General features: G+C 53.7%; 23 protein-coding genes. 14 read left to right on the top strand and 9 right to left on the bottom strand.

The features are described from left to right. Window positions 1-356 precede the first annotated feature (356 nt). Both ompR and envZ read left to right on the top strand, forming a co-directional pair. Window positions 357-1,076 (top strand): osmolarity response regulator transcription factor OmpR, encoded by a 720-nt coding sequence (ompR, locus tag J1779_RS04505; protein WP_009635740.1) that lies wholly within the window; start codon window positions 357-359, stop codon window positions 1,074-1,076. Continuing rightward, on the top strand, window positions 1,073-2,434 hold the full coding sequence (gene envZ / locus J1779_RS04500) for a two-component system sensor histidine kinase EnvZ (protein ID WP_056775384.1): 1,362 nt from the start codon (window positions 1,073-1,075) through the stop codon (window positions 2,432-2,434). The genes ompR and envZ overlap by 4 nt, the downstream gene beginning before the upstream one ends. A 122-nt stretch (window positions 2,435-2,556) precedes the next feature. Here the strand turns inward: envZ and J1779_RS04495 are convergent, their stop codons facing one another. The 7 genes from J1779_RS04495 to J1779_RS04465 all read right to left on the bottom strand — a co-directional run bounded on the left by J1779_RS04495 (window position 2,557) and on the right by J1779_RS04465 (window position 9,491). Continuing rightward, the gene (locus J1779_RS04495; RefSeq protein WP_217202955.1) at window positions 2,557-3,036 is read right to left on the bottom strand and encodes a PIN domain-containing protein; all 480 of its coding nucleotides are present in this window, start codon (window positions 3,034-3,036) and stop codon (window positions 2,557-2,559) included. Further along, window positions 3,033-3,245, bottom strand: a complete 213-nt coding sequence (locus tag J1779_RS04490) for a FitA-like ribbon-helix-helix domain-containing protein (protein ID WP_056775379.1) — start codon at window positions 3,243-3,245, stop codon at window positions 3,033-3,035. Before J1779_RS04490 ends, J1779_RS04495 begins: the two co-directional genes overlap by 4 nt. Before the next feature lie 103 nt (window positions 3,246-3,348). Beyond that, the gene (pckA, locus tag J1779_RS04485; RefSeq protein ID WP_217202954.1) at window positions 3,349-4,971 is read right to left on the bottom strand and encodes a phosphoenolpyruvate carboxykinase (ATP); all 1,623 of its coding nucleotides are present in this window, start codon (window positions 4,969-4,971) and stop codon (window positions 3,349-3,351) included. A 239-nt stretch (window positions 4,972-5,210) separates the two neighbouring features. Then, window positions 5,211-6,095 (bottom strand): Hsp33 family molecular chaperone HslO, encoded by an 885-nt coding sequence (hslO, locus tag J1779_RS04480; RefSeq protein WP_056775370.1) that lies wholly within the window; start codon window positions 6,093-6,095, stop codon window positions 5,211-5,213. A gap of 24 nt (window positions 6,096-6,119) precedes the next feature. Beyond that, window positions 6,120-6,524 (bottom strand): ribosome-associated heat shock protein Hsp15, encoded by a 405-nt coding sequence (hslR, locus tag J1779_RS04475; RefSeq protein ID WP_122097296.1) that lies wholly within the window; start codon window positions 6,522-6,524, stop codon window positions 6,120-6,122. 24 nt (window positions 6,525-6,548) lie between these two features. Continuing rightward, window positions 6,549-7,238 carry a GMP/IMP nucleotidase gene (gene yrfG, locus J1779_RS04470; RefSeq protein ID WP_217202953.1) on the bottom strand — a complete coding sequence of 230 codons (690 nt, stop codon included), beginning with the start codon at window positions 7,236-7,238 and terminating at the stop codon, window positions 6,549-6,551. 108 nt (window positions 7,239-7,346) lie between these two features. Further along, window positions 7,347-9,491: an intracellular growth attenuator family protein gene (locus J1779_RS04465; RefSeq protein WP_183849722.1), complete on the bottom strand. Its 2,145-nt coding sequence runs from the start codon at window positions 9,489-9,491 to the stop codon at window positions 7,347-7,349. A 467-nt stretch (window positions 9,492-9,958) separates the two neighbouring features. Here J1779_RS04465 and nudE point away from each other — a divergent pair, with 467 nt between their 5' ends. Next, the gene (gene nudE, locus J1779_RS04460; protein ID WP_056775361.1) at window positions 9,959-10,516 is read left to right on the top strand and encodes an ADP compounds hydrolase NudE; all 558 of its coding nucleotides are present in this window, start codon (window positions 9,959-9,961) and stop codon (window positions 10,514-10,516) included. Window positions 10,517-10,612: 96 nt separating this feature from the next. On the opposite strand, the gene mrcA is transcribed toward nudE, so the two are convergent. Then, window positions 10,613-13,168 carry a peptidoglycan glycosyltransferase/peptidoglycan DD-transpeptidase MrcA gene (gene mrcA, locus J1779_RS04455; RefSeq protein WP_217202952.1) on the bottom strand — a complete coding sequence of 852 codons (2,556 nt, stop codon included), beginning with the start codon at window positions 13,166-13,168 and terminating at the stop codon, window positions 10,613-10,615. Between the two features lie 121 nt (window positions 13,169-13,289). On the opposite strand from mrcA, the gene pilM reads away from it, so the two are divergent. The 11 genes from pilM to trpS all read left to right on the top strand — a co-directional run bounded on the left by pilM (window position 13,290) and on the right by trpS (window position 23,306). Beyond that, complete coding sequence (gene pilM / locus J1779_RS04450) at window positions 13,290-14,129, top strand: pilus assembly protein PilM (protein WP_217202950.1); 840 nt, start codon at window positions 13,290-13,292, stop codon at window positions 14,127-14,129. Continuing rightward, window positions 14,129-14,701: a PilN domain-containing protein gene (locus tag J1779_RS04445; RefSeq protein ID WP_217202949.1), complete on the top strand. Its 573-nt coding sequence runs from the start codon at window positions 14,129-14,131 to the stop codon at window positions 14,699-14,701. The genes pilM and J1779_RS04445 overlap by 1 nt, the downstream gene beginning before the upstream one ends. Beyond that, window positions 14,698-15,543: a DNA utilization family protein gene (locus tag J1779_RS04440; protein ID WP_217202948.1), complete on the top strand. Its 846-nt coding sequence runs from the start codon at window positions 14,698-14,700 to the stop codon at window positions 15,541-15,543. Before J1779_RS04445 ends, J1779_RS04440 begins: the two co-directional genes overlap by 4 nt. After that, window positions 15,543-16,805 carry a DNA uptake porin HofQ gene (hofQ, locus tag J1779_RS04435; RefSeq protein WP_217202957.1) on the top strand — a complete coding sequence of 421 codons (1,263 nt, stop codon included), beginning with the start codon at window positions 15,543-15,545 and terminating at the stop codon, window positions 16,803-16,805. Before J1779_RS04440 ends, hofQ begins: the two co-directional genes overlap by 1 nt. Before the next feature lie 346 nt (window positions 16,806-17,151). Next, a complete protein-coding gene (gene aroK, locus J1779_RS04430; RefSeq protein ID WP_014333540.1) occupies window positions 17,152-17,673 on the top strand; it encodes a shikimate kinase AroK in 522 nt (173 codons plus the stop codon). 57 nt (window positions 17,674-17,730) lie between these two features. Beyond that, on the top strand, window positions 17,731-18,813 hold the full coding sequence (aroB, locus tag J1779_RS04425; protein WP_217202947.1) for a 3-dehydroquinate synthase: 1,083 nt from the start codon (window positions 17,731-17,733) through the stop codon (window positions 18,811-18,813). 130 nt (window positions 18,814-18,943) lie between these two features. Next, on the top strand, window positions 18,944-19,975 hold the full coding sequence (locus J1779_RS04420; protein ID WP_217202946.1) for an SPOR domain-containing protein: 1,032 nt from the start codon (window positions 18,944-18,946) through the stop codon (window positions 19,973-19,975). Between the two features lie 80 nt (window positions 19,976-20,055). Next, window positions 20,056-20,868, top strand: a complete 813-nt coding sequence (dam, locus tag J1779_RS04415; RefSeq protein ID WP_056775343.1) for an adenine-specific DNA-methyltransferase — start codon at window positions 20,056-20,058, stop codon at window positions 20,866-20,868. Window positions 20,869-20,919: 51 nt separating this feature from the next. Then, window positions 20,920-21,597 carry a ribulose-phosphate 3-epimerase gene (gene rpe / locus J1779_RS04410; RefSeq protein ID WP_122097303.1) on the top strand — a complete coding sequence of 226 codons (678 nt, stop codon included), beginning with the start codon at window positions 20,920-20,922 and terminating at the stop codon, window positions 21,595-21,597. Then, window positions 21,590-22,288 carry a phosphoglycolate phosphatase gene (locus J1779_RS04405; protein WP_056775336.1) on the top strand — a complete coding sequence of 233 codons (699 nt, stop codon included), beginning with the start codon at window positions 21,590-21,592 and terminating at the stop codon, window positions 22,286-22,288. Before rpe ends, J1779_RS04405 begins: the two co-directional genes overlap by 8 nt. A gap of 1 nt (window position 22,289) precedes the next feature. Continuing rightward, window positions 22,290-23,306, top strand: coding sequence for a tryptophan--tRNA ligase (trpS, locus tag J1779_RS04400; RefSeq protein ID WP_056775333.1), 1,017 nt, complete (start codon window positions 22,290-22,292; stop codon window positions 23,304-23,306). Between the two features lie 108 nt (window positions 23,307-23,414). On the opposite strand, the gene cysG is transcribed toward trpS, so the two are convergent. Beyond that, window positions 23,415-24,797, bottom strand: coding sequence for a siroheme synthase CysG (gene cysG, locus J1779_RS04395; RefSeq protein ID WP_217202945.1), 1,383 nt, complete (start codon window positions 24,795-24,797; stop codon window positions 23,415-23,417). Window positions 24,798-24,860: the final 63 nt, after the last annotated feature.

Below are 24,860 nucleotides of genomic sequence, written 5' to 3'. Positions count from 1 at the left end.
CTATAAAAGGACTCATTAAGATTTCTGTTTAATTTCATCTCAAATTAATTTAAGAGGGATTTTTTTACCGGCAATGAGCCACTTTTTACTCTTACCCCGCAAGGATGCCGTCTGGGAATCGGTCAGACAGGTCAGATAAAGTACAGCAGAAGTCGGGAACGGGTTTTGGAGGGCGGGACAAACCGTAACAAAGCAGGCGTTGGTAGCGGAAGATTCCTCTGATATTGTTGATAAATTAGGAAATCCGTATTCATTGTTACAATTTCGGCTAGAATATATACCATTAAACACTGTCTGTTTTGGCTGATTTTTCTAACAATACACGCTTCAGGCATTCACGCCTTTGGGAGAGTTACATGCAAGAAAATCACAAGATTCTGGTGGTCGATGACGACATGCGTCTGCGCGCACTTTTGGAGCGTTATCTGACTGAACAGGGCTTCCAGGTGCGTAGCGTTGCCAATGCTGAACAAATGGACCGCCTGCTGACCCGTGAGTCCTTCCACCTGATGGTGCTGGATTTGATGTTGCCGGGCGAAGACGGTTTGTCTATCTGCCGCCGCCTGCGCAGCCAAAGTAATCCGATGCCCATCATTATGGTCACCGCGAAAGGCGAAGAAGTTGACCGCATCGTGGGGCTGGAAATTGGTGCCGACGACTACATTCCTAAGCCGTTTAACCCGCGTGAACTGCTGGCCCGTATTCGTGCCGTATTGCGCCGTCAGGCCAATGAACTGCCGGGTGCCCCTTCTCAGGAAGAAGCGGTGATCTCCTTCGGTAAATTCAAACTGAATCTCGGCACCCGCGAAATGTTCCGTGAAGATGAGCCTATGCCGCTGACCAGCGGTGAATTTGCCGTGCTGAAAGCGCTGGTGAGCCATCCGCGTGAACCGCTGTCCCGCGACAAGCTGATGAATCTTGCGCGTGGTCGTGAATACAGTGCAATGGAGCGTTCTATCGACGTGCAGATTTCGCGTCTGCGTCGAATGGTAGAAGAAGATCCGGCGCATCCACGTTATATCCAGACCGTCTGGGGTCTGGGCTATGTCTTCGTGCCGGACGGCAGTAAGGCATGAGACGAATACGCTTTTCACCGCGTAGCTCGTTTGCCCGAACACTGTTACTCATCGTCACCTTGCTGTTCGTCAGCCTGGTGACGACTTATCTGGTGGTCTTGAACTTCGCCATCTTACCGAGCCTGCAACAGTTCAATAAGGTTTTGGCCTACGAAGTGCGTATGCTGATGACCGATCGGCTGCAGCTGGAAGATGGCACGTTGCTGGCCGTACCACCGGCGTTTCGTCGCGAGATTTATCGTGAACTGGGCATCTCTCTTTATACCAACTCTGCGGCAGAGGAGAGTGGCCTGCGCTGGGCGCAACATTACGAATTCCTCAGTCAGCAGATGGCCCAGCAACTCGGTGGCCCGACTGACGTGCGTGTTGAAGTGAACCAAAACACGCCGGTCGTGTGGCTGAAAACCTGGCTGTCGCCGGATATCTGGGTGCGCGTACCTCTGACTGAAATTCATCAGGGTGATTTTTCCCCGCTGTTCCGTTATACGCTTGCCATTATGTTACTGGCGATAGGCGGCGCATGGCTGTTTATCCGCATTCAGAACCGACCCCTGGTGGAACTTGAACATGCCGCGTTGCAGGTGGGTAAGGGGATCATTCCTCCGCCGCTGCGCGAGTACGGTGCTTCAGAAGTCCGTTCGGTTACCCGTGCCTTTAACCAGATGGCTGCCGGTGTGAAACTGCTGGCCGATGACCGCACATTATTGATGGCGGGCGTCAGCCATGATTTACGCACGCCGCTCACCCGCATTCGTTTAGCGACGGAAATGATGAGTGACGGCGATGGTTATCTCGCGGAGTCGATCAATAAAGACATCGAAGAGTGCAATGCCATCATCGAGCAGTTCATTGATTATCTGCGCACCGGGCAGGAAATGCCGACGGAAATCACCGATCTCAACGGTATTTTGGGTGAAGTGATCGCCACGGAAAGCGGCTATGAGCGTGAAATCGATTCCGGTCTGGCTGAAGGTGAATTGCTGGTAAATGCGCATCCGCTGTCGATCAAGCGCGCGGTGGTGAATATGGTGGTTAACGCCGCCCGCTACGGTGATGGCTGGATTAAAGTCAGCAGCGGTCGTGAGTTGCAGCGCGCCTGGTTCCAGGTTGAGGATGACGGTCCGGGCATTGCGCCTGATCAGCTCAAGCATCTGTTCCAGCCGTTTGTGCGGGGGGAAAGCGCACGCACCACCAGCGGAACCGGGCTCGGGCTGGCCATCGTCCAGCGTATTATTGATGCGCATTCGGGGACGCTGGATATCGGGAAAAGTGAGCGTGGCGGGTTACGCATTCGCGCTTATTTGCCGTTACCGGTTGAGATGCTGAAAGCGGTGGCGGTTCAGCAGAAGCCTGTCTGATTAAACGGGGGCCTTAATAATCCCCCGCTTTAATGGCATCAGGGCTGTAAAAAGCAGCTGAGAACATCCCGGTTTCTTCATATCGGCGATCACTTGTCCCGCTGCGGCATCCCAGGGTTTTGTCAGCTCTTCCTGCTCATCACATAATACTCTGCCGCTTCTTCCCGCCATCTCGGTGTCTCTGCTGTGTCCCACGGATTCACGAGTTGCACGCCTGCCAGTGCAAAGCTCTCAGGATGATCCGTTGCCAGAGTCGCCTGATGATTGAGGCAAACGGCGGCGAGCTGGATATCAGGCTCCGGCATATCCCTGTTGGCCGCTTTTAATAAGGCTGAAACTCGCGGGTAATACAGTGCGCTGGCCGCATCAAATGACAGCAGGCGACCGGCGAAATCCTGATTCAGCATTTCCAGCAAAGCCTCCGAAAGTGCGGCTTTCGGCTGGTTCTCAGGCAAATTCTCAACCCAGGAGAAAAGTGCGGCGACGCTCAGGCTGGTCAGGTACAGCTGCGTAGTGTCCTGCGCATCCAGCCATTGCAGTACGTTCTTTTGCGGCCGGGGGTTGATCATCTCCAGGATGACGGCGGTATTGAGAATAATCATTTGGATGGCAGTTCGAGGGGCCCGATGCTCAGCGTAGAAAAACGCTGGCGGAGCTGGCTGCCCAAACCGAAGTCAGGTTGGGCGGGCGTTAAGGCCTGCTTCAGAATTAAACGCACTTCCTCTTCCATCGAATGGCCTTTTCTGGCTGCCGCGATACGCAACAGTTCCTTCACGTCGTCATCCAGATTACGAACGGTAATAGTCGCCATGTGATGCTCCTCTGACAGCTTTGCTGTCATTCTGAAATGCCGCCGGGCCGGTTGCAATAAAAAAGGCGCGGAAGCCCGCGCCTGAAAGGTGAATATCGACAGATTAAAGCGTCGGCCCGGCGCTGACCAATGCAGCACCCGCAGGCGTATCGGTATATTTGTCGAAGTTATCAATAAATAACCGGGCCAGATGCTCTGCTTTTTCCTGCCATTGTTCACGGCTGGCGTAGGTATTGCGCGGATCCAGAATGTGCGTATCGACACCCGGCAACTCAACCGGCACGGCCAGATTAAACAGCGGCAGCGTAAACGTTTCTGCATCGTCAATCGTGCCATTGAGGATGGCGTCGATAATGGCGCGGGTGTTTTTCAGCGAAATACGCTTACCGGTGCCGTTCCAGCCGGTATTGACCAGATAGGCCTGAGCCCCAACCGCTTCCATGCGCCTGACCAGCACTTCGGAGTATTGCGTCGGGTGCAGCATCAGAAAGGCGGCACCAAAGCAGGCGGAGAAGGTCGGTGTCGGCTCATTGACGCCGCGCTCCGTACCCGCCAGTTTGGCGGTGAAACCAGACAGGAAATGGTATTGCGTCTGCGAAGCCGTCAGTCGGGATACCGGAGGTAAAACGCCAAAGGCATCGGCGGTCAGGAAAATCACTTTGCTGGCGTGACCTGCTTTGGACACCGGCTGCACGATATTCTGAATGTGATAAATCGGGTATGAAACGCGGGTGTTTTCAGTTTTGCTGTTGTCATCGAAGTCGATCTTACCGTCTTCGCTAACCACGACATTTTCCAGTAACGCATCGCGTTTTATCGCACCAAAAATTTCCGGCTCCGCCTCCTTGCTGAGTTTGATGGTTTTTGCGTAACAACCTCCCTCGAAATTAAACACGCCGTCATCGTCCCAGCCGTGTTCATCGTCACCAATTAACTGACGTTTCGGGTCGGTGGACAATGTGGTTTTTCCTGTGCCTGAAAGGCCAAAGAAGACCGCCACATCACCTTGTTCACCGACGTTGGCGGAACAGTGCATTGACGCTATGCCCTGCAACGGCAACAGGTAATTCATCACCGCGAACATGCCTTTCTTCATCTCGCCGCCGTACCACGAGCCGCCGATCAGCTGAATGCGCTCGGTGAGATTAAAAGCGATGAAGTTTTCAGAATTCAGGCCCTGTTTCTGCCAGTCCGGGTTGGTGCATTTCGCGCCGTTCATGACAATAAAGTCAGGCTCGAAGTTCTCCAGCTCAGTCTCCTGCGGGCGAATAAACATATTTTTGACGAAGTGAGCCTGCCAGGCGACTTCAGTAATAAAGCGCACCTTCAGGCGGGAATCGGCGTTTGCACCGCAAAAGGCATCGATGATGAATAAACGCTTTCCAGACAATTGCTTGCTGACTAAAGCTTTCAGCGAAGACCAGACTTCAGGCGACAACGGTTTATTGTCATTTTTGCCTTTGCCCTGATCTGCCCACCACAAGGTATCGCGCGTGGTGTCGTCGCGGACAATGTATTTATCCTTTGGGGAACGGCCGGTGAAAATGCCGGTATCGACGTTCACTGCGCCCAGTTCTGTCACCTGTCCGCGCTCAAAGCCTTCAAGGCCCGGTGCGGTTTCCTCATTGAAAAGAGTCTCGTAATCAGGGTTATAGACGATTTGACTGCTTTGATGGATCCCGTAGCGGGCGAGTGTTTCGGCGTTGATCCCGAGAGTGGTTGGCATTTCCCTGCTCCTTACCTGAACGTAGAACCCCTAAAGCGTCAGCGTCTTTAGGGATAAACCAGCGGTAATTGTAGGTATTTATGGCGGTCAAACAGCGATAGCTCTCAAAGAATAACCGGAGATGTGAATTTTCTTCTGGAAATGTGATGGAAAACTAACAAATTGTGCAATGAAGTTATGAGGAAGCAATAAAAAAGGGACTTTCAACAGAAAGTCCCTTTAGTTTAATGAGTTAACGGTTAATGAACGTTATCATTTCCCGAAATAACATTGCCGCTCGCCTTCAGCGTCGCCATGTCCATGGCGTCAAATTCATAGTCTGAACCGCAATAATCACAGTGCATCTCGATTTTGCCGTCTTCTTCCAGCATTTCGAGGATCTCTTCATCTGGCAGCGTCATCAGCGCACCGGCGCAGCGTTCACGCGAACAGGTACAGCGGAAACATACGTCTTGCGGTTCATACAGAGTGACTTCTTCCTGATGATACAGACGATAAAGCACTTCGTTAGCCGGCAAATTCAGCAATTCTTCAGCTTTGATGGTGGTCGTCAGCTGTGACAGATGGCTGAACTCTTCCGCGTCCGTCTCTTCAGCGGGCAGAACCTGCAACAACATGCCGCCAGCCGCGGGCTGACCTTCGACTTCGCCCGTACGGATGAAAATACGTGTCGGCAACTGTTCAGACTGCATGAAATAGTTTTCCAGACACTCAGCCAGATTTTCACCTTCCAGCCCGACAACGCCCTGGTAACGTTCGCCCACGTTTGGAGAAATGGTTATCACCATGTAGCCGTTACCAATCATCTCTTTCAGGGAGCTGCCTTCGGCGATGTCACCCTGTAAACGCGCAATGCCACGCAATTCCTGTCGGTTATTGCCGTTGATCACCGCCAGTTTCAGCGGGCCATCGCCCTGCAGTTGTACGGTGATATCGCCATCAAATTTCAGAGTGGCCGTCAGCAGGCTGGTGGCGACCAACATTTCGCCCAGTAAATTACGGACTTCAGCCGGGTAGTCGTGACCCGCTACGATGTGCCGGAACGTCTCATGGAGTGAAACCAGTTCGCCGCGCACAGCGTGATGGTTGAACAGGTAACGGTGTAACTGGTCGTGATTTGACATAACGTTCTCTCTGTTTGGCGGTGTTTATTCCGCATCGCCATATTTGAATTTGATCAGGTTGCGGCGTTCCTTTTTGTCCGGACGTCGGTCCGGATGGGGCATCGCATTCATCTTCCGCGCCTGAGAAATTTTCTCCCGGCTGGCAATGCTGGCCTCGGTTTCCTGATAAAGCGTTTGCGCTTCTTCCGCACTGCGACGCTGAGTGGTCAGCCCCAGCACAATGATCGTTTTTGCATCGTTTCCCTGACGCAGGGTGATTTCGGCATTCAGTTCCATCAGCTTGCTGGGTTTCCCGCGCTGGCCGTTGTAATGCACCTTGCCGCCGTCAATCATCTCGCGTGCCAGTGCCCGGGTCTTATAAAAACGAGCCGCCCACAGCCATTTATCGAGACGTACTGCGTTGTCGTCCTCTTCCTTTTTACCTTTCATCTCTCCCCCTGAAACGTACCGGAACTACTGAGCCGGGCCTGTTACGGGGTGAATCGAAGGCAACAGGTCGCGGTAGTCATTGATGGAAGGGTGTCCCTGGAATGACTTATTTGCCCCGCTCGAATCCGGATTTTCTATACCCAGACAATAGCGGATACCAAAGGTTTTTGCCGCATTCAGGATCGGTTCCCCGTCATCGACAAACAGGGTTCTGCCGGGGTTAAAACCGGTCTGCTGCTGCACGGCAGCCCACAAACGTTGATCTTCCTTTGGATAACCAAATGTGTGGGTGGAAAGTAATAAATCAAGGTGCTGATCCAAACCGGTGTGTTCAATTTTAACTGACAGACTGTGGGGATGCGCGTTAGTCAGCAAAATAGTTTCGCGACCGCTCGCCCGCAGATGACGCAAGAACGGCACCGTATCTTCGCGTAAGCGCGCATTTTTGCCGATGTTTGTGGTCATCTGATAGATGTCCAGATCCAGCCTCTCGCTCCAGTAATCAAAGCAATACCAGTTCATGGTGTGCTGAACGGCCAGGTATTCTTCATGAATGATCTGGCGGGCATTTTCCAGCGGGATTGCACGTTGCAGGCTGAGCGCAGCCGGCACGTCCTGTAACCAGAACTGACTGTCGAAAGCCAGATCCAGCAGCGTGCCGTCCATATCCAGTAAAACGGTATCGATATTGTTCCAGTCGAGATCAAGAGGCATGAAAACTCCATGTCCTGCGTGCCGGAGCATGGCAGGAGAGGTTAAACGCAAGCAGGGAAGGGCCAGAATACCATATTCTCTCAGGGCGGCGCAGAGCCACCCTGGGATTCAGTTCAGCGTATGCGTGGGGGCAGGCATCAATGTCGGGTGAAAGCTGGCGTTGTAATACTGTTCAATATCGTCGATGCGGCGCTTGTCTTTGATGAAGCGGCGAATAAACAGCACCGTATTCACCAGCAGCACGCCAAGCAGCAAGAACAGCAGGACACTGGTGCCCAGATAGCGCCACAGCGTCGAGATATCGGGCTCACTGTGCAATGAAATGTGACGCGTGCCGTTGGCATCAATGCTGATGCTGGTGATCACACCCTGCGCACTGAACGGTGTGTGCAGCAACATCGCGGAAAGGGTTTGCAGCTGTTTCCACTGATCCTGTGGCGGATTACCGAATAACCCGACCGGCGGCACCGGCTGTTCGACCAACTGACGGCCTTCGTCATTGCTGATCAGGAATCCGCCGGGAGGTGGGCTGTTCAGGCTGTCAGCGGCGCGGCGGGTTTCCTGCAGGAAGAAAGAAGACGTGGCGTTGTTGACCAGTTCACTCAATGATTGCGCGCTGACCGGTCGCAGCAGAACGTTGATTCCCTGCAATGTTCCCGCTTTTGCACGCTTTACCAGCATGCTCCAGTTATTTGAATTGCCCAGATTCACCAGCGCATTTTTCAGGCGCACACACTCGTTTGATTTGTTTCCGCACAGCGCATCGGTTTTCAGCACGATATCGGCGAAATCGTCGAGCAGGATCATGCCGGATTTTTCAATCGCGGTCGCCAGTTGCGGGTTGATGTTCTGCTCCAGATTTTCACCCGGATGCATCTGATTGTTGACCGTCGTTTGCAGTGCGGTGGCGGCATCAATAATTTCTGACTGCGGAACCGGCAGCGGCGCGGCGTTGTTCCAGTAAATACCGGAACAGTCGAATGGCATGAAACCCGATGCGCTGCGGCTGCCCGATGGCGCCACATAGCACATCCCCGTGCCCTGAACTTTCAGCGTGTCGCCGACGCGCAGTGCCGTTTTTTCCAGATCCTGCACGCTGTTCACCTGCGCACTTTGCGCACCCTGAAGCCATGCCATGCTGAGTTTAAGCGGCAGTCCGAGCGGTACGTACACCAGCAGCATGAGCAGCAGCAGGAAAGCGCTGGTCGCCAGCACCAGATTCTTTCCCCACAGTTGCAACGGGAATTTTTTCACTTCGTCGTGCAAAGACAAATAGCTGCCCTGACGAACCACGTGGCTGTTCATGTACAGCTCGATATCTGTCGGCTGACCCAGGTCACGGCCAATAAACGGCTGCCAGTGCGGCGGATAAATCAGATCAACCGTACCGAGTGAAATATTGCTGATATCACCTTGTTTGGATTCACCAAAAAGACCCCAGCGTTTAGGTAATCCCCGCAGGCAATGGATTTCCTTGCGGTTTTTACCTAAACGTTCGGAGACGACCCGCCAGCCCACCCAGGCGGTAAGCACCGCCGCCAGCGTCAGTAACCATGGCAGGAACACCACCGGGCTGAGCAGGGTGATAAACAGCAGCAATAAAACGCCGGAGATGGCCAGCGCTTCTTTCACGCCGCTGGAGCGGGTAAGCGCGTGCTCTTCACGGGTTTCACGGCGCACTTTTACCAGTTCGATATGTTCACTTTCTTCATGGCGGATCGAGGCATTTTGCGGCTGCGAAGGCAGCACGGTAGAAACCGGCGCCGGGCCTTCATAGACGTGATCGACCAGCGAATGCCCGTTAAGGGAGATGACCAGCGGCATAGACTGCGTTTTGATCAGCTCAACCTGATTTTCCTGGGCAATGTATTGCTCCCAGAAAGGCGGCAGGTGAATTTCGGTGGTATCAAGGAAGTAACGTCCGCTGTTGGTCTCTTCGCTGGCGACCCCGTAACGGGTAATCGCGCGCTTGAGGCTGTAGACGTTTTCGCTTTTGGTGGTCAGGATGAGTTTATCGCGCAGGATAATCAGGTTATTACGGTGGGTAATCGGTGTTTGTCCCAGGCCTTCGCTTTGTCGCAAATACCGTTCAACGGCGTCGCGCTCTTGTTGCGAAAGTTTTCGCTGGCTGGGGGTGGGGAAATGTACCACGGACTCGTCGCGTTGGCGGCGTCGCAAGGCAAACCAAAAGAAACTCCCAGTGGCAATGATTGCGATACACAACAACACCAGTGTCACGACTACTGTGCTCATCCTATCCCCGTTCTGACGTGGGTGACTTACGTCAACTCTGTGAAAGTATTATACATAATTTAAAAACACATAAACCCAATACACATTTTTACGCGCGGCCTGATATCGGACAGAATTTTCATTATTTGACTGATTTTTATGCGCAAATTTTTTTCAAAACATACCACGCTAAAGGATATCCGCAATTGTACTTTAATGGGTATCGGTATAATCCTATTTTGAATCGTGCGTGTTTTTGTTACAGCAGAATTGTGACGCGAACATAACAACGGGTCTTTTTTGCACGATATCAGGCGTGAAATCCGAGCTTCGGCGGTGAATAAACCCGTCTGCGCTGAACTTATGCGCGGTAAAGATTGCGATTCAGGCTTGCATTAACGCACAATGTTTTCTGATAGTAATATTCAGAAACCCATATGAACCCATTACGACACCCGCAGTCAGGTGAATAATAAGTTGGGGATGAAATGACACAACACCTGCAAAAACCGAAAATCCTGAAGGTGGAAACCGTAGCCCGTTCGCGTTTATTCACCATCGAATCTGTTGATCTGGCGTTCAGCAATGGCGCCGAACGTGTCTATGAACGCATGCGTCCTTCCGATCGCGAAGCGGTGATGATCGTGCCGATCATTGATGACGATCTGCTGCTGATCCATGAATATGCCGTCGGTATCGAAAGCTACGAGCTGGGTTTTCCGAAAGGGCTTATCGATGCGGGAGAAAGTGTGCTGGAAGCGGCGAACCGTGAACTGATGGAAGAAGTCGGTTACGGTGCCGGTCATTTTGACGTACTGGCAAAACTGACGATGGCGCCGTCCTATTTCTCCAGCCGTATGAACATTGTGATTGCGAAAGCGCTGTATCCGAAAAGTCTCGAAGGTGATGAGCCGGAGCCTTTACCGCAAACCCGCTGGCCGATTTCGCGGATGATGGAACTGCTGCAACAGCCTGATTTTTGCGAAGCCCGCAACGTCAGCGCGTTATTCCTGGCGCATGATTTCCTGACCCGCAACGCCCGCTGACTCAATGGGCTTTGCGGCGTTTGAGCCTAAAAAACGCCAATAAAAAAGCCGGTCATGCATTATGCAGACCGGCTTTTTTGCTTTACAGCTCAGGCATCAGAACAGTTCGTGTTCCTGACCGTTATCCATGATGGTCGTCCCGACTTCATGCACCGCATGTTCCGTCGGCTGCGTTCCGTCAATGAAGTATTCCGGACGGCTACCACCGCCGCCGTCAGACAACTTGCCGGTGCTCTTATCGATAGTGACCGTCACGATGCCCGGAGGCGGCGTTTGTTTCTCTTCAGGTACGCCTTCCAGCACCGCTTTCATGTAGTCATCCCATGCCGGTTGCGCACTCTTCGCGCCGCCTTCAGCGCCGGAGATTTGATCCGGGATCACACCCGAAGCGGTCGAACGGCCCAGATCGCGTCGGTGATCGTCAAAACCAATCCAGACTGAAGTCACTACATTTGGACCGTAGCCGGAGAACCAGGCATCTTTCGAGCTGTTGGTTGTCCCGGTTTTACCGCCAATGTCGTGACGTTTCAGGTCACGTCCTGCGCGCCAGCCTGTGCCCATCCAGCCAGGTTCGCCGAAGATGTTGGAGTTCAGCGCATCACTGATGAGGAATGACAGCGGCGTACTGATCACATGTGGCGCGTACTGTTGCTGTGCATCGACCTGTGGCGAATTAGGCGGCACCTGTTCAAGCTGCGGCGTCGGCACGGCGTTATTGCTGTTATTCACTGAAGTGGCAACGTTTTCCACGTTGTCATCAGATAACACCGCCGATTTCTGTGTATCACCATAAATCACCGGAATATTACAGGTGCGGCAGGCGATTTTCGGTTTAGCTTCAAACAGAACTTCGCCGGACTCGGACAAGATTTTGGTGATGAAATACGGATCCACCAGATAACCGCCGTTGGTTAACGTCGCATAACCGCGCACCACCTGTAATGGCGTGAACGAAGCAGAACCGAGCGCCAGTGATTCAGAATGCACAATGTTGGCGGCCGGGAAGCCGAAACGCTGCAGATATTCTGCTGCGTAATCTACGCCCATCGCACGCATCGCACGCACCATCACCACGTTCTTAGACTCTCCCAGCCCCTGACGCAGGCGGATAGGGCCGACGTAGGTTGGTGGGGAGTTCTTCGGACGCCAGTCCTGGCCTGCGCCCGCATCCCAGCGGGTGATCGGCATGTCATTGAGGATAGTGGCGAGCGTCAGCCCCTTATCCATCGCAGCGGTGTACAGGAACGGTTTAATGTTCGAACCCAACTGACGGACAGCCTGATTTGCGCGGTTAAATTTGCTCTGGTTGAAATCAAATCCACCCACCAGCGCTTCAATCGCGCCGTCGTTTTGATTCAGGGAAACGATGGCGGAGTTGACATCAGGAACCTGTGCCAGCCACCAGACATCCCCCACTTTACGCACCCACACCTGCTGGCCCGGCTGAACCACGTCGGACACTTTTTTCGGCGTCGGGCCCTGAGCGTTGTCATTACGATAAGGTCGCGCCCAGCGCATGGTGCTAAACGGCAGGCTGATCACCGCACGGTTAGACATGGTTGCCGTGGCCTGCGCATCGTCGATTGACGTGATGACCGCCGGGAACAATGGCCCGTAGACCGGCAGCGTTTTCAGCGACTGAACGATTTTGTCTTCATCCCACGCAGGTTCACCGACTTTCCACATCTGATTCGACGGGCCGCGGTAGCCATGGCGCATATCGTAATTCAGTACGTTAGTACGCAGGGCTTCCTGCGCTGCCAGCTGCGTTTTCTTGGTGATGGTGGTGTAGACCTCATAGCCATCGTTATAAGCGTTGTCGCCATAACGTTTCACCATCTCCTGGCGCACCATTTCGGTCAGGTACGGCGCAGAAAACTCAATGTGTGGGGCGTGATAGTTCGCCACAACCGGTTCTGCACGTGCCTGATCGTACTGCTCCTGCGTGATGTATTTTTCATCCAGCATACGGGCCAGTACGGTATTGCGACGTGCAACAGAACGGTCGTGTGAATAGAGCGGGTTAAAGGTTGACGGCGCTTTTGGCAGACCGGCAATCACGGCCATTTCGCTGAGTGTCAGCTGGCTCACGTCTTTCCCGAAATACACCTGCGCAGCAGCGCCCACGCCATAGGCGCGGTAACCGAGATAAATCTTGTTTAGGTACAGCTCGAGGATTTCATCTTTAGTCATCAGCTGTTCAATGCGGATGGCTAAAAATACTTCCTTGATTTTACGGGTCAGCGTGCGTTCTGGGCTCAGGAAGAAGTTACGGGCCAGCTGCTGAGTAATGGTACTCGCGCCCTGTGAGGCGTGACCGGACATCAGCGCGACAGACGCCGCACGGAAAATACCGATCGGATCCACACCGTGATGCTCGTAAAAACGGCTGTCTTCTGTGGCGATAAACGCATGCACCATTTCCGGAGGGATCTGGCCCAGTTTCAGCGGGATACGGCGCTTCTCACCGTATTGGGCGATCAGATCGCCTTCGGCACTGAAGACCTGCATGGGTGTTTGCAAGCGCACGTCTTTGAGCGTGGCAACATCGGGTAGCTGAGGCTCGATAAATTTATACAAACCGAAGATCGAGGCTGCTCCCAGCAAAATGCAACACACTGCAAGAATCAATAAATACTTTACGAACTTCACCTGAGATTTCCCATTTAGTGTCAATTGGGCAGTTTATAAACAACCGCGCGGTAGTATAAAGGCAAGCCTGCAACATGGATACGTACTTTTATTTACTTGACGATATGGAGATTGGGCGAAAATGCGACTACAAGCATGGCAGGTAGGTCTGGATATTCAAGCCGGTTTTGCCCGTGCGATCGCCGTACAAAGGCGGCGTCATGGCTGGCAATTACGTCATTGGTGGCAGCATCCGCTGCCCGATTTCACGTTGCGGGAGGGCATATTACATGAGACTGCGCCACTGATCGCCATTTTATCAATTTGGCGCAAAACCTTACCCTCGACGCTGTCACTCAGAATCAGCCTCCCGGCACAGCGGATCATGCAGCAGCGTATGGCCGCGCCTGATGTGCGTATGCCTGAGCCTGCCCGCAGCGCCTTTATTTTCGCCCATGCGGCGAAACAGTTCCCCCTCAGCATCGAACATCTGGTGATGGACTATCGCGCAGACCCGTGCGGCGATAATCAGATGGTGGTCACCGCTGCCAGGCAGCAGGAAATCGAACAGTGGATGCGCTGTCTGGCGCAGGCGCAGCTTTTCCCGCAGGTGATCGAACTTGCCCCCTGTGCTCTTCAGGTTGCCGCCCATGCCGCCGGGCTTCCCGGTGACGCTTTGCTGATTCATCCTCTCGACGATGCCATTCTCTGGGCTTCGCCGCACGGTTTGCCGTTCCAGTTTGGATTATTCGATAACACTGACGCGCAGGCCGACACTTCCCTGGCAGAGCGGGTTCGTACGCAGTATCGCGCGGCGACGTTGTGTGAAGCCGGAGGCTATTACAGCGGCGAAAATCCACCGCCGTCACTGCAAAGCTGGTCGCCGCTGAGCGCTATCGGTCAGTTATCTGCACCGCTACCGGTCAGCCCCGGCGCTTTTGCTCCCGCCGTCGGGCTGGCACTGCGACATATGGATTGCTGATGCTACAGGTCAATTTATTGCCCTGGCGCAGGGTGCAGGGCCGGAAACGGCTGCGTTTCTGGCTGAACGTGACGATGTTGTTTCCGGGATTGCTGCTGGCGGGTTCTTGGATCTGTGCTGCTTTTCAGGCACAGCATCAGACACTGTTACTGCAGCATGTCGCTGCGCTGAAACTCGCTTCGCAGGCGCTGTCTCTCCAGCAACGGCGTGTGGATGCGGCATCAGCAAAGGTAAAAGAGCAGATGGCTCAGCGCCTGATAAGCCAGCAGAAGGCGCAGCGAAGCAGGGACTATCTGCAACTGCTGACGTTGCTGGCTGAAAATATGCCCGAGGATCTCCGGCTGAGTGAACTGACTGAGCATCAGAACCACCTGACGCTCAAGGGTGAAGGGCGGTTTTATCACGATATTTTGGCTTTTGGTGAAACGCTCGCCGCCAGCGAATTACTCGGTGACGTCAGCCTTGCAGATGTACGTCAGCAATCCGGTCAGGCGCTGAGTTTTACCCTGAAGATGCAACTGCGTCAGCCGCCTGGCGTGTTATCAGCGGATAAACAGGGGGCGCGGCCATGACGTTCTCCTTCGCCGCGCGGCTTGAACCTCTCATGCAAAAACCAGGCTGGCAGCTGGCATCAATGCTGACGGGGGCAACGTTGTGCATGGCGATGATCCTATATCAGTGCGTGTTGAGTGGCATGTGGCAGCAACAGAATGATCTGGAGAAGCAGATCAAGGATATGCAGCGTGTTGTGGCTCATGCCCAGGTGATATTGCTTCAGGCATCACCGCTGTCGCGCCTGGAGCAGACTCTGAAAGAAAACGTGCGGGCAGAAAATGACATTTTGCCTCTGGATCAGCAATTCTCACAGCCACTGAAAACCTCACAAGCCACGCTGGTTCAGTGGTTGCCCGCGCCCGGCCCGCAAGGTGAACTTCATCTGAAAGCGTCGTTTAGCGCGCTGGTGCATTTTCTTCAGACATTGCTGCAAAAACCTTCGCATCCGGCGTTCAGTGAACTGAATCTGCGGGCGGGTGAAGACGGTCTTGCGGCCTCACTTTTATTGACGCAAACCACCGAGGCTGCGGAAATTCCCGATGCGGCTGCCACGAGCCTTCCCGTGCGTGATCCCTTTGCTTCCACGCCAGCCCGGCCTTGTGCGGACGAAGCGCTATCTCCAGCATGGCGTTTAGGCGGGATCGTGCAGGTGGAAGGGCGGCAGTCCGGCTGGTTACTCTCGCCGGATGAAGGCTGGATAAAGGTAGAAGCAGGCGCGCAGATCGGTATGCCGCAATGGACGGTAGAAGCGCTCAGTGCGTCAAAGATCGAACTCAGCATCAGCGATATTCGCTGCGGCGAGCAGCGCCAGACCCTTCGGTTTGGTCAAACTATTGTCACTCCACGGAAAGGAAAATGATGAAACAGAGTAACTATGCCGCCTGGTGGCTGCCGTTATGTTTGTGTTTTAGCGCGGCGAAGGCCGCTCAGTTGTCGCCGGTGTCACTGGAGTTTCAGACCGCGCCGGTGGAAATGGTATTGCAGGCGCTGGCCGATACCCGGCAGCTCAATCTTATTACTGCGCCGGGCGTTGAAGGGCAGATTAGCGTGAAGCTCAGGGAAGTGCCCTGGCAGCAGGCGCTGGATATTATCCTGCGCATGAACCATCTCACCAGCCAGCTGGAAGGCAACGTGCTGATGGTGTCACCTGAAATCGATCCGCTTTTACAGCAACAGAAACTCAGGGAGGCTGCCGAGCAGCAGGAAGATCAACGTCCGGTACTCAGCCTGACCGTGCCGCTGCAATATGCTGATGCCAAAGACGCGGCGCTGAGTCTGAACGCGCAAAAAGGCACGCTGCTTTCTGTAAAGGGCAGCGCGTCTGCGGATCCGCGCACCAACACACTTTTATTGCGTGATACTCAAGAAGCGCTGGATGTGGTTGCGCCGTGGGTGAAAGAGATGGATCTGCCCTTGCAGCAGGTGCAACTTGCAGCACACATCGTAACAATGAATAGCGAAAGCCTGAGGGAATTAGGCGTACGCTGGGGATTCACGGGGGAAGAGGCGCTCACCAAAGCCGTGCGTATGAACAATTTCAGCATGGGGATGCCGGTAGAAAACCCGATATTTACCGCGGGATTTAATCTGGCGCACATCAGCGGACGGATACTGGATCTCGAATTGACCGCGCTGGAGCAGGAAGACAAAGTCGATATTATCGCCAGCCCGCGGTTGCTGACGGCGCATATGCAGACCGCCAGTATCAAACAGGGCACCGAAATTCCTTATCAGGTGTCCAGTGGTGCGAGTGGCAGCACCTCGATCGAATTTAAAGAAGCCGTGCTCGGTATGGAAGTGACGCCCAAAATTCAGCGTGACGGTCGCATCCAGCTGGCATTACAAATCAGCCAGAACATGCCGGGGCGGAGCATTAAACAGTCAGAAGGTGAAGCGCTGGCGATCGATAAGCAGGAAATTAAAACCCAGGTCACTGTAAAAGATGGCGAAACGATTGTACTCGGCGGAATTTTTCAACGTAAAAATCAGAACACAGATACAAAAGTGCCCGTCCTCGGCGATATTCCGGTGGTAGGTTCCTTGTTTAAACACCAGTATACGAATGAACAGCGGCGTGAGTTGGTGATTTTCATCACTCCAACCTTAATCCGCACCCGCTAAGCGGGTATTAAGTGTTAACCTAAACCGCATAATTACCTTGAGCACGTGCAACTTTTTGTGTCGTCAGAGGCTTCTGAGTTTGACGCTGCCGTCGATTTAGCTTACAAGGGTTACCGAATTAAGCACCGTGATCTTTTTTTACTGCACACACGTCGATAAAAACGTACGGTTTCCCTCCTGCGGCGTGCAATGTGATTTATTCGGTTGCCAAACTACCAAGAGTGTTGAGATAATTTTTTTCTGATCTCGCACTATCGCTCATGAGGTTTCAGTTTAGGTCCCGCCGCTAATTTGATTGGCGGGGCGGGTTATCATCAACGAAATAGTCTTAGTAATACCGAAAAACATGGCAGAGAAACGCAATATCTTTCTGGTTGGGCCTATGGGTGCCGGCAAAAGCACTATTGGTCGACAGTTAGCTCAACAACTCAATATGGAGTTTTTCGACTCCGATCACGAAATTGAGCGACGTACCGGAGCTGATGTGGGCTGGGTATTTGATTTAGAAGGCGAAGACGGCTTCCGCGACCGCGAAGAAAAAGTGATCAACGAATTGACCGAAAAACAAGGCATCGTTCTGGCAACTGGCGGGGGTTCCGTTAAATCACGTGAAACCCGTAACCGTTTGTCGGCGCGTGGCGTTGTCGTCTATCTTGAAACTACCATCGAAAAACAACTGGCGCGTACACAACGCGACAAAAAACGTCCATTATTACAAGTGAGTGCTCCGCCGCGTGAAGTGCTTGAAGCACTGGCGAGAGAACGCAATCCTTTGTATGAAGAGATTGCCGACGTCACTATTCGTACCGATGATCAAAGTGCCAAAGTCGTCGCCAACCAGATTATTAACATGCTGGAAAGTAACTGATTTTTGGTTTCTATCATTGCCTGAGGGTGTCAGTTAAAGAAGGTTACAGAGCGCGACATGGAGAGGATTACCGTAACGTTAGGGGAGCGTAGCTACCCCATTACGATTGCTGCCGGATTGTTCCACGATCCGGCTTCTTTTATGCCGGTAAAGGCAGGCGATCAGGTCATGATAGTGACCAATGAAACCCTCGCTCCTCTCTATCTGGACGGCATTCGTTCAGTGCTGGAGCAGGCAGGCGTTCGTGTTGATCAGGTGATTTTGCCTGATGGTGAACAATACAAATCCCTGGCTGTTCTCAATGACGTGTTCTCCGCGCTGCTCCAAAAGCCGCACGGACGTGATACCACACTTGTCGCCCTTGGCGGCGGCGTAGTCGGTGATTTAACCGGCTTCGCTGCAGCCAGTTATCAACGCGGTGTACGCTTTGTTCAGGTGCCTACCACGTTGCTTTCTCAGGTCGATTCCTCCGTTGGCGGTAAAACGGCGGTAAACCATCCCCTCGGAAAAAACATGATCGGCGCGTTTTATCAGCCTGCGTCGGTGGTGGTTGATCTCGACTGTCTGCGCACTTTACCTGCCCGTGAAATGTCATCGGGGCTGGCGGAAGTGATCAAATACGGCATTATTTTGGATGCCGACTTCTTTGTCTGGCTTGAAGACAACATGGACGCTCTGCTGGCGCTGGATATGAACGCGCTGGCTTATTGCATCCGACGTTGCTGCGAGCTGAAAGCGGAGGTTGTCGCTGCCGATGAACGTGAAAACGGACTGCGCGCCTTGCTGAATCTGGGCCATACTTATGGCCATGCTATTGAAGCTGAAATGGGTTATGGCAACTGGCTGCACGGTGAAGCCGTGTCCGCAGGCATGATGATGGCGTGTTATACCGCCCATCGCCTCGGTCAATTCGGTCTGGGTGATATCGCCCGGGTGAAAACCTTGCTGACCCGCGCCGGTTTACCGGTCACCGGGCCACAGGTCATGAAAGCCGACGCCTATTTGCCGCACATGATGCGTGATAAGAAAGTACTGGCTGGCGAACTGCGTCTGGTTTTACCGAAAGCAATTGGACAGTCTGAAGTACGCTCCGGCGTATCGCATGAAATGGTGCTGGCTTCGATTGAAGATTGCCGTTAAACCTGTGGCCACTTTTTTGGCCAGATAACGACCGATTTTACCAATGCCCAGCAAGCGTTATATTTATTAGTCAGGATAGTTGCTCCGCGTGAGGCCTGTTTCAGGCTTTTAGCCGGGTTGGAGGTTTTAGATGGATGATTTAACACCGGAAGACGATCTCAAGCCAGACACCAGCGATCGCCGCCCACCGCGCGCGCGCAAACCGTCTCCTTCCATACCAAAGGTCGCTGTTTCCCGTCAGTACGTCATGATTGGCATCGGTATTGTGGTGCTGGTATTGCTGATCGTAGGTATCGGCTCTGCCATGAAGTCACCGACATCGAACCAGGCTACCCAGCAGAACAACGGTCCGAAAGACATTAATCTTGCGGGCAACGACGCTGCAGCCCCGGCTCAGCCCTCCGCGCAGGCGCAAAACAACACCGCTCAGGCCGCAAATGGCCAGCAGCCGCAGAATATTGGTTTACCGCCAGTGTCCTCCACCCCAACTGAAGCACAGCCTCTGCCTGATAATGGTCAGAAAGAACGTGTGGATCTGCCGGGTGATATGGGCGATGCATTGTCTTCCCAGCAGAATCAGGTGGATGGTGTTGCGCAGGGCAGTATGGTTCAGGGTTCAGCAACCAATAGTGCTGCACAATCTCTGACCTCTCTGCCGACCGCTGCGGCGACAGTCAATGGTTCGGCGCGTACTCAGACGCCGGCCGTTTCACAACCTTCAGCTACGCATACTCGTCCGGCGCAAACTGCCCGTACCCCGCAGACCACCCATACCGCGAAACCGGTTGAGCGTAAACCTGCGGCGACGGCATCGCACCCGGCCAAATCCCAGACAGCGTCTACGCCTGCCGCGTCTGCGCCAGCAGTGGCTTCAGGCAGCGCATCAGCCATTAAATCTGCACCTGGTTCACACTTCACGCTGCAGTTAAGCGGTGCCTCTCAGGCTACTTCGCTGAACGCTTTTGCCAAACAATCAGGTTTGAAAAACTATCTGGTCTATCAGACTGCCCGTGACGGGAAGCCGTGGTATGTATTGGTCAGTGGTAACTATGCGTCTTCTGCAGAAGCCAAGCGTGCTATTGCCAGTCTGCCTGCGGAAGTTCAGGCGAAAAAACCGTGGGTTAAACCTGTACATCAGGTACAGCAAGACCTGAAAAAATGAATCTGATCTCAACGCGATTTGCTGTCTAAAAACAGGGTACAATCCGCGGCTGTGAATTGTATAAGTAGCTAACTGACGGCATGAAGAAGAACCGCGCGTTTTTGAAGTGGGCTGGCGGCAAATACCCGCTGATTGATGACATTAAACGTCATCTTCCGGCGGGAGATTGTCTGATTGAGCCTTTTGTTGGCGCGGGCTCGGTATTTTTGAATACTGAGTATGACGCCTACATTCTGGCGGATATCAACAGCGACCTGATCAACCTCTATAACATTGTGAAACTCCGCACAGACGAATTTGTGCGTGATGCCCGTGTGCTTTTCACGCCTGAGTATAATGATTCAGATCGTTTTTACGTCCTGAGGGCTGAGTTCAATGCCAGCAGCGACCCTTATCGTCGTTCGGTACTTTTCCTCTATTTGAACCGCCATTGTTACAACGGCCTGTGTCGCTATAACCTCAGCGGAGCGTTTAACGTGCCTTTTGGCCGTTATAAAAAACCGTATTTCCCGGAAGAAGAACTCCACTGGTTTGCTGAAAAAGCCAAAAATGCGGTTTTCGTGTGCGAACATTATCAGGACACGTTGCTGAAAGCGGAGTCCGGCTCGGTGGTTTATTGCGATCCACCTTATGCGCCACTTTCTGCTACTGCGAATTTTACGGCGTATCACACCAACAGCTTTAGCATGGACGATCAGCGCAATCTGGCGCGCCTGGCGCAGCAGCTCTCTAATGAGAATGCGGTACCGGTGCTGATCTCCAACCACGAAACACCACTTACGCTGGAATGGTACGCAGAAGCGGAACTGCATCGCGTCTCTGCGCGTCGTACTATCAGCAGCAATGTTGCTCAACGCAGCAAAGTGAACGAACTTTTAGCGCTGTATCGCTGATTGCCGGTTTGCGCCGCAGTCAACAGGTAACCTTATCGTTTGGAGAAGCGGATGAAACAGTTTTTGATTGCACCATCGATTCTGTCTGCTGACTTTGCCCGTCTGGGTGAAGACACGGCAAAGGCACTGGCTGCGGGTGGAGACGTCGTACATTTCGATGTAATGGATAACCACTACGTACCGAATTTAACGATGGGGCCTGCGATCCTCAAAGCACTGCGCGATTACGGCATCACAGCACCGATCGATGTTCATCTGATGGTAAAACCGGTGGATCGTCTGGTGCCTGATTTTGCTGAAGCGGGCGCGACGTACATTACTTTCCATCCGGAAGCCTCTGAGCACGTTGACCGCACTTTGCAACTGATCAAAAGCCACGGCTGTAAAGCCGGTCTGGTCTTTAATCCGGCCACATCGCTGAGCTATCTCGACTACGTGATGGATAAACTGGATGTGATCCTGCTGATGTCGGTCAACCCCGGCTTTGGCGGTCAGTCCTTTATTCCGGGCACGCTGGATAAACTGCGTCAGGTGCGCAAGATTATTGATGCGAGCGGTTACGACATTCGTCTGGAAGTGGATGGCGGCGTGAAAGCGGAAAATATCCGTGAGATTGCTGCTGCGGGCGCCGACATGTTTGTCGCCGGTTCAGCCATCTTCAATCAGCCGGATTACGGCACCGTCATTGATCACATGCGCAGCGAGCTGGCGAAGGTTTCCCATGACTGACACTCTGGCTGCGCGTGGTCTGGCATTTGATTTAGACGGCACGCTGGTCGACAGCGCGCCGGGTCTGGCCGAGGCCGTGGATCTGGCGTTACGTGATGTCGGTTTACCGGCCGCTGGCGTTGCGCGCCTCAGCACCTGGATCGGCAACGGTGCCGACGTCATGGTTGAACGCGCCGTCCGCTGGGCCGAAGGCGATATGTCGCCAGCATTTCTGCAGAATGTGCGTAATAAATTTGATCACTATTATGCCGGTACTGCCGCAGGCGGCAGCCGTTTATACCCTCAGGTTAAAGAGACGCTGGCCGCACTGGCCGCGGCGGGGCTGCCAATGGGGCTGGTGACCAATAAACCGACGCCTTTCATCGCGCCTTTGCTGCAATCGCTGGGTATCGACAGTTATTTCACCGTCGTGATTGGCGGCGATGACGTCGTGGCAAAAAAACCGCATCCGGCGCCGGTCTATATGACCCTGGCGTTGCTCGGACTGCGTGCCAGTGAAATGGTGTTTGTCGGTGATTCACGCAATGATATTCATGCTGCACAGGCCGCTGGCTGCCCGTGCGTCGGCATGACATACGGTTATAACTACGGTGAAACTATCGCGCTGACCAAACCCGATCGCGTACTGGAGAATTTCGCCGACCTTCTGCCCACCTTGGGGCTGTCATCTTTAAAAGATCAGGAAGCATAAAATGAGTAAACCCATCGTATTTAGTGGCGCACAGCCCTCCGGCGAATTGACCATTGGCAACTACATGGGTGCGCTGCGTCAGTGGGTCAAAATGCAGGACGATTACGAATGCATTTACTGCATCGTTGATTTGCATGCGATCACCGTGCGCCAGGATGCGGAAAAGCTGCGTAAAGCAACGCTCGACACGCTGGCACTGTATCTGGCCGTCGGTATTGATCCGAAGAAAAGCACGATCTTCGTGCAGTCTCATGTTCCTGAACATACGCAACTGAGCTGGGCGCTGAACTGCTACACCTATTTCGGTGAACTGGGGCGCATGACGCAGTTTAAAGACAAATCAGCGCGTTACGAGACGTCCAACAGCGAAAGTATCACCGCCGGTCTGTTCGATTATCCGGTGCTGATGGCGGCCGATATTCTGCTGTACCAGACCAATCAGGTGCCGGTCGGTGAAGACCAGAAACAGCATCTGGAACTGAGCCGCGATATCGCCAGCCGTTTCAACGCGATTTACGGTGACGTGTTTACCGTGCCTGAGCCGTTCATTCCGAAATCCGGTGCGCGTGTGATGTCATTGCAGGAACCGACCAAGAAGATGTCCAAGTCGGATGACAACCGTAAAAACGTGATCGGCCTGCTGGAAGATCCGAAAGCGGTCACCAAGAAAATCAAAAGCGCGATGACGGATTCCGAAGAGCCACCGGTCATCCGTTACGACATTAAAAATAAGCCGGGCGTTTCAAACCTGCTGGATATCCTTTCCGGTGTCACCGGCAAAGCGATTCCAGAGCTGGAAGCTGAATTTGAAGGCCAGATGTATGGTCATCTGAAAGGTGCAGTGGCCGAAGCTGTTTCAGGCATGCTGACCGACGTGCAAGAGCGTTTTAACCGCTTCCGCAGCGACGAAGCTTACCTGCAAGAGGTGATGAAAGAAGGTGCTGAGAAAGCCCGCGCCCGCGCCAGCGTGACGCTGAAGAAAGCTTATGAAGCGATTGGTTTTGTTACGCTGCCATAATCTCTGACTTCGCTGTGAATACAAAAACCACGTCTTCCTGACGTGGTTTTTTGCTTTCAACACCTTACAAAATCAGTGGAACATACAGCGCAACGTTGCGCTGGCTTGTCAGTTTTGCGTTTTACTGGCAAACCAGTTCAGTTTTTCCCGCAGGCTTACCACGCTGCCAACGATAATCAGGCTCGGGCTTTGCACTTGTTTTGCCAGATTGCCCAGTTCAGTCAGCACGCCGGTCACGACCCGCTGCTGTTGGCTGGTGCCGTTTTCCACCAGCGCGACGGGCGTTTCTGCGGCAAGACCATTTTCCAGTAAACGGCGCTGTATTTCACCGGCCTGCGTCAGCCCCATATAAAACACCAGCGTTTGCTGGCTTTGCGCCATGCAGGCCCAGTCCAGAATGCCGTCCTGCTTCGCATGACCGGTGATCAGCCGCACACTTTGCGCGTGGTCACGGTGAGTCAGCGGAATGCCGCTGTAGGCTGAACAACCGGAAGCCGCCGTGATGCCCGGCACCACGGAAAACGCGATTCCCGCGGCTTTCAGTGCTTCCAGTTCCTCGCCGCCACGGCCAAAGATGAACGGATCGCCGCCTTTTAGCCGGACAACGCGTTTGCCCATCTGCGCCTGTTCCAGCAGGATTTCATTGATACGCTCCTGCGGTACGCAGTGGTGTCCGGCACGCTTGCCGACGAAAATCCGCTCGGCGTCACGGCGCACCAGATTCAGCACGCCATCGGAAACCAGCCGGTCGTAAACCACCACGTCGGCCAGCTGCATTTGCTGCAAGCCTTTGAGCGTCAGTAATCCGGCGTCGCCTGGCCCGGCGCCCACCAGAACCACTTCGCCGTGTTTATCTACCGGCTCGCTGAACAGCTCTTCGATAAATTGCGCGCTTTGGGCTTCATCGTTGTTGGCCAGAGACTGCGCCAGACGATGATGATTAAACAACTTTTCCCACCAGCGGCGGCGTTCGGACATCTCGCTGAACTGGTTTTTGACCCGTGCGCGTAATCCGCCCGCTACCTGCGCCAGTTTGCCCAGATGCAGCGGCAGTATAGCCTCCAGACGCTCACGCAGCAGGCGCGCCAGCACCGGTGCATTACCGCCGGAGGAGACGGCAATCATCAGCGGCGAACGGTCGATAATCGACGGCATGATCACGCTGGCACTTTCCGGGGCATCCACCACGTTACAGAACACGCGACGGTGTTCGGCGGCGTCACTGACTTCCTGATTCACCAGATCGGAATCGGTGGCGGCCACGACCAGCCATTTTTCATCCACCAGCAGCGGGGAGAATTCGCCGCGCAACAGGCGGACTTTGCCTTCATCAGCCCAGATCTGAAATTGCGGTGTAAAGGTGAGGGCGTTTACCGTCAGTTTTGCACCGGCTTCCAGCAGCAGGCGGGCTTTACGTTCTGCCACGTCACCGGCACCAACCAGCAAACAGGCTCTGTTTTTTAACTGACAAAAGAGGGGCAGGTAATCCATGGGCGTTTCTCTATCAAACGGATGTGGCGAAACAGATAAAAACGCCGCCCGGAGGCGGCGTGG

Source organism: Rahnella rivi, from assembly GCF_019049655.1.
Lineage (GTDB): Bacteria > Pseudomonadota > Gammaproteobacteria > Enterobacterales > Enterobacteriaceae > Rahnella > Rahnella rivi.
The sequence above is the reverse complement of the archived record's forward strand: the minus strand, read 5'-3'. Positions and strand labels throughout refer to the sequence as shown.

Excerpts from the sequence above, each read along its gene's own strand:
- ompR (WP_009635740.1), top strand. The coding sequence starts at position 357 with ATGCAAGAAAATCACAAGATTCTGGTGGTCGATGACGACATGCGTCTG.
- envZ (WP_056775384.1), top strand. The coding sequence starts at position 1,073 with ATGAGACGAATACGCTTTTCACCGCGTAGCTCGTTTGCCCGAACACTG.
- J1779_RS04495 (WP_217202955.1), bottom strand. The coding sequence starts at position 3,036 with ATGATTATTCTCAATACCGCCGTCATCCTGGAGATGATCAACCCCCGG.
- J1779_RS04490 (WP_056775379.1), bottom strand. The coding sequence starts at position 3,245 with ATGGCGACTATTACCGTTCGTAATCTGGATGACGACGTGAAGGAACTG.
- pckA (WP_217202954.1), bottom strand. The coding sequence starts at position 4,971 with ATGCCAACCACTCTCGGGATCAACGCCGAAACACTCGCCCGCTACGGG.
- hslO (WP_056775370.1), bottom strand. The coding sequence starts at position 6,095 with ATGTCAAATCACGACCAGTTACACCGTTACCTGTTCAACCATCACGCT.
- hslR (WP_122097296.1), bottom strand. The coding sequence starts at position 6,524 with ATGAAAGGTAAAAAGGAAGAGGACGACAACGCAGTACGTCTCGATAAA.
- yrfG (WP_217202953.1), bottom strand. The coding sequence starts at position 7,238 with ATGCCTCTTGATCTCGACTGGAACAATATCGATACCGTTTTACTGGAT.
- J1779_RS04465 (WP_183849722.1), bottom strand. The coding sequence starts at position 9,491 with ATGAGCACAGTAGTCGTGACACTGGTGTTGTTGTGTATCGCAATCATT.
- nudE (WP_056775361.1), top strand. The coding sequence starts at position 9,959 with ATGACACAACACCTGCAAAAACCGAAAATCCTGAAGGTGGAAACCGTA.
- pilM (WP_217202950.1), top strand. The coding sequence starts at position 13,290 with ATGCGACTACAAGCATGGCAGGTAGGTCTGGATATTCAAGCCGGTTTT.
- J1779_RS04445 (WP_217202949.1), top strand. The coding sequence starts at position 14,129 with ATGCTACAGGTCAATTTATTGCCCTGGCGCAGGGTGCAGGGCCGGAAA.
- J1779_RS04440 (WP_217202948.1), top strand. The coding sequence starts at position 14,698 with ATGACGTTCTCCTTCGCCGCGCGGCTTGAACCTCTCATGCAAAAACCA.
- hofQ (WP_217202957.1), top strand. The coding sequence starts at position 15,543 with ATGAAACAGAGTAACTATGCCGCCTGGTGGCTGCCGTTATGTTTGTGT.
- aroK (WP_014333540.1), top strand. The coding sequence starts at position 17,152 with ATGGCAGAGAAACGCAATATCTTTCTGGTTGGGCCTATGGGTGCCGGC.
- aroB (WP_217202947.1), top strand. The coding sequence starts at position 17,731 with ATGGAGAGGATTACCGTAACGTTAGGGGAGCGTAGCTACCCCATTACG.
- J1779_RS04420 (WP_217202946.1), top strand. The coding sequence starts at position 18,944 with ATGGATGATTTAACACCGGAAGACGATCTCAAGCCAGACACCAGCGAT.
- dam (WP_056775343.1), top strand. The coding sequence starts at position 20,056 with ATGAAGAAGAACCGCGCGTTTTTGAAGTGGGCTGGCGGCAAATACCCG.
- rpe (WP_122097303.1), top strand. The coding sequence starts at position 20,920 with ATGAAACAGTTTTTGATTGCACCATCGATTCTGTCTGCTGACTTTGCC.
- J1779_RS04405 (WP_056775336.1), top strand. The coding sequence starts at position 21,590 with ATGACTGACACTCTGGCTGCGCGTGGTCTGGCATTTGATTTAGACGGC.
- trpS (WP_056775333.1), top strand. The coding sequence starts at position 22,290 with ATGAGTAAACCCATCGTATTTAGTGGCGCACAGCCCTCCGGCGAATTG.
- cysG (WP_217202945.1), bottom strand. The coding sequence starts at position 24,797 with ATGGATTACCTGCCCCTCTTTTGTCAGTTAAAAAACAGAGCCTGTTTG.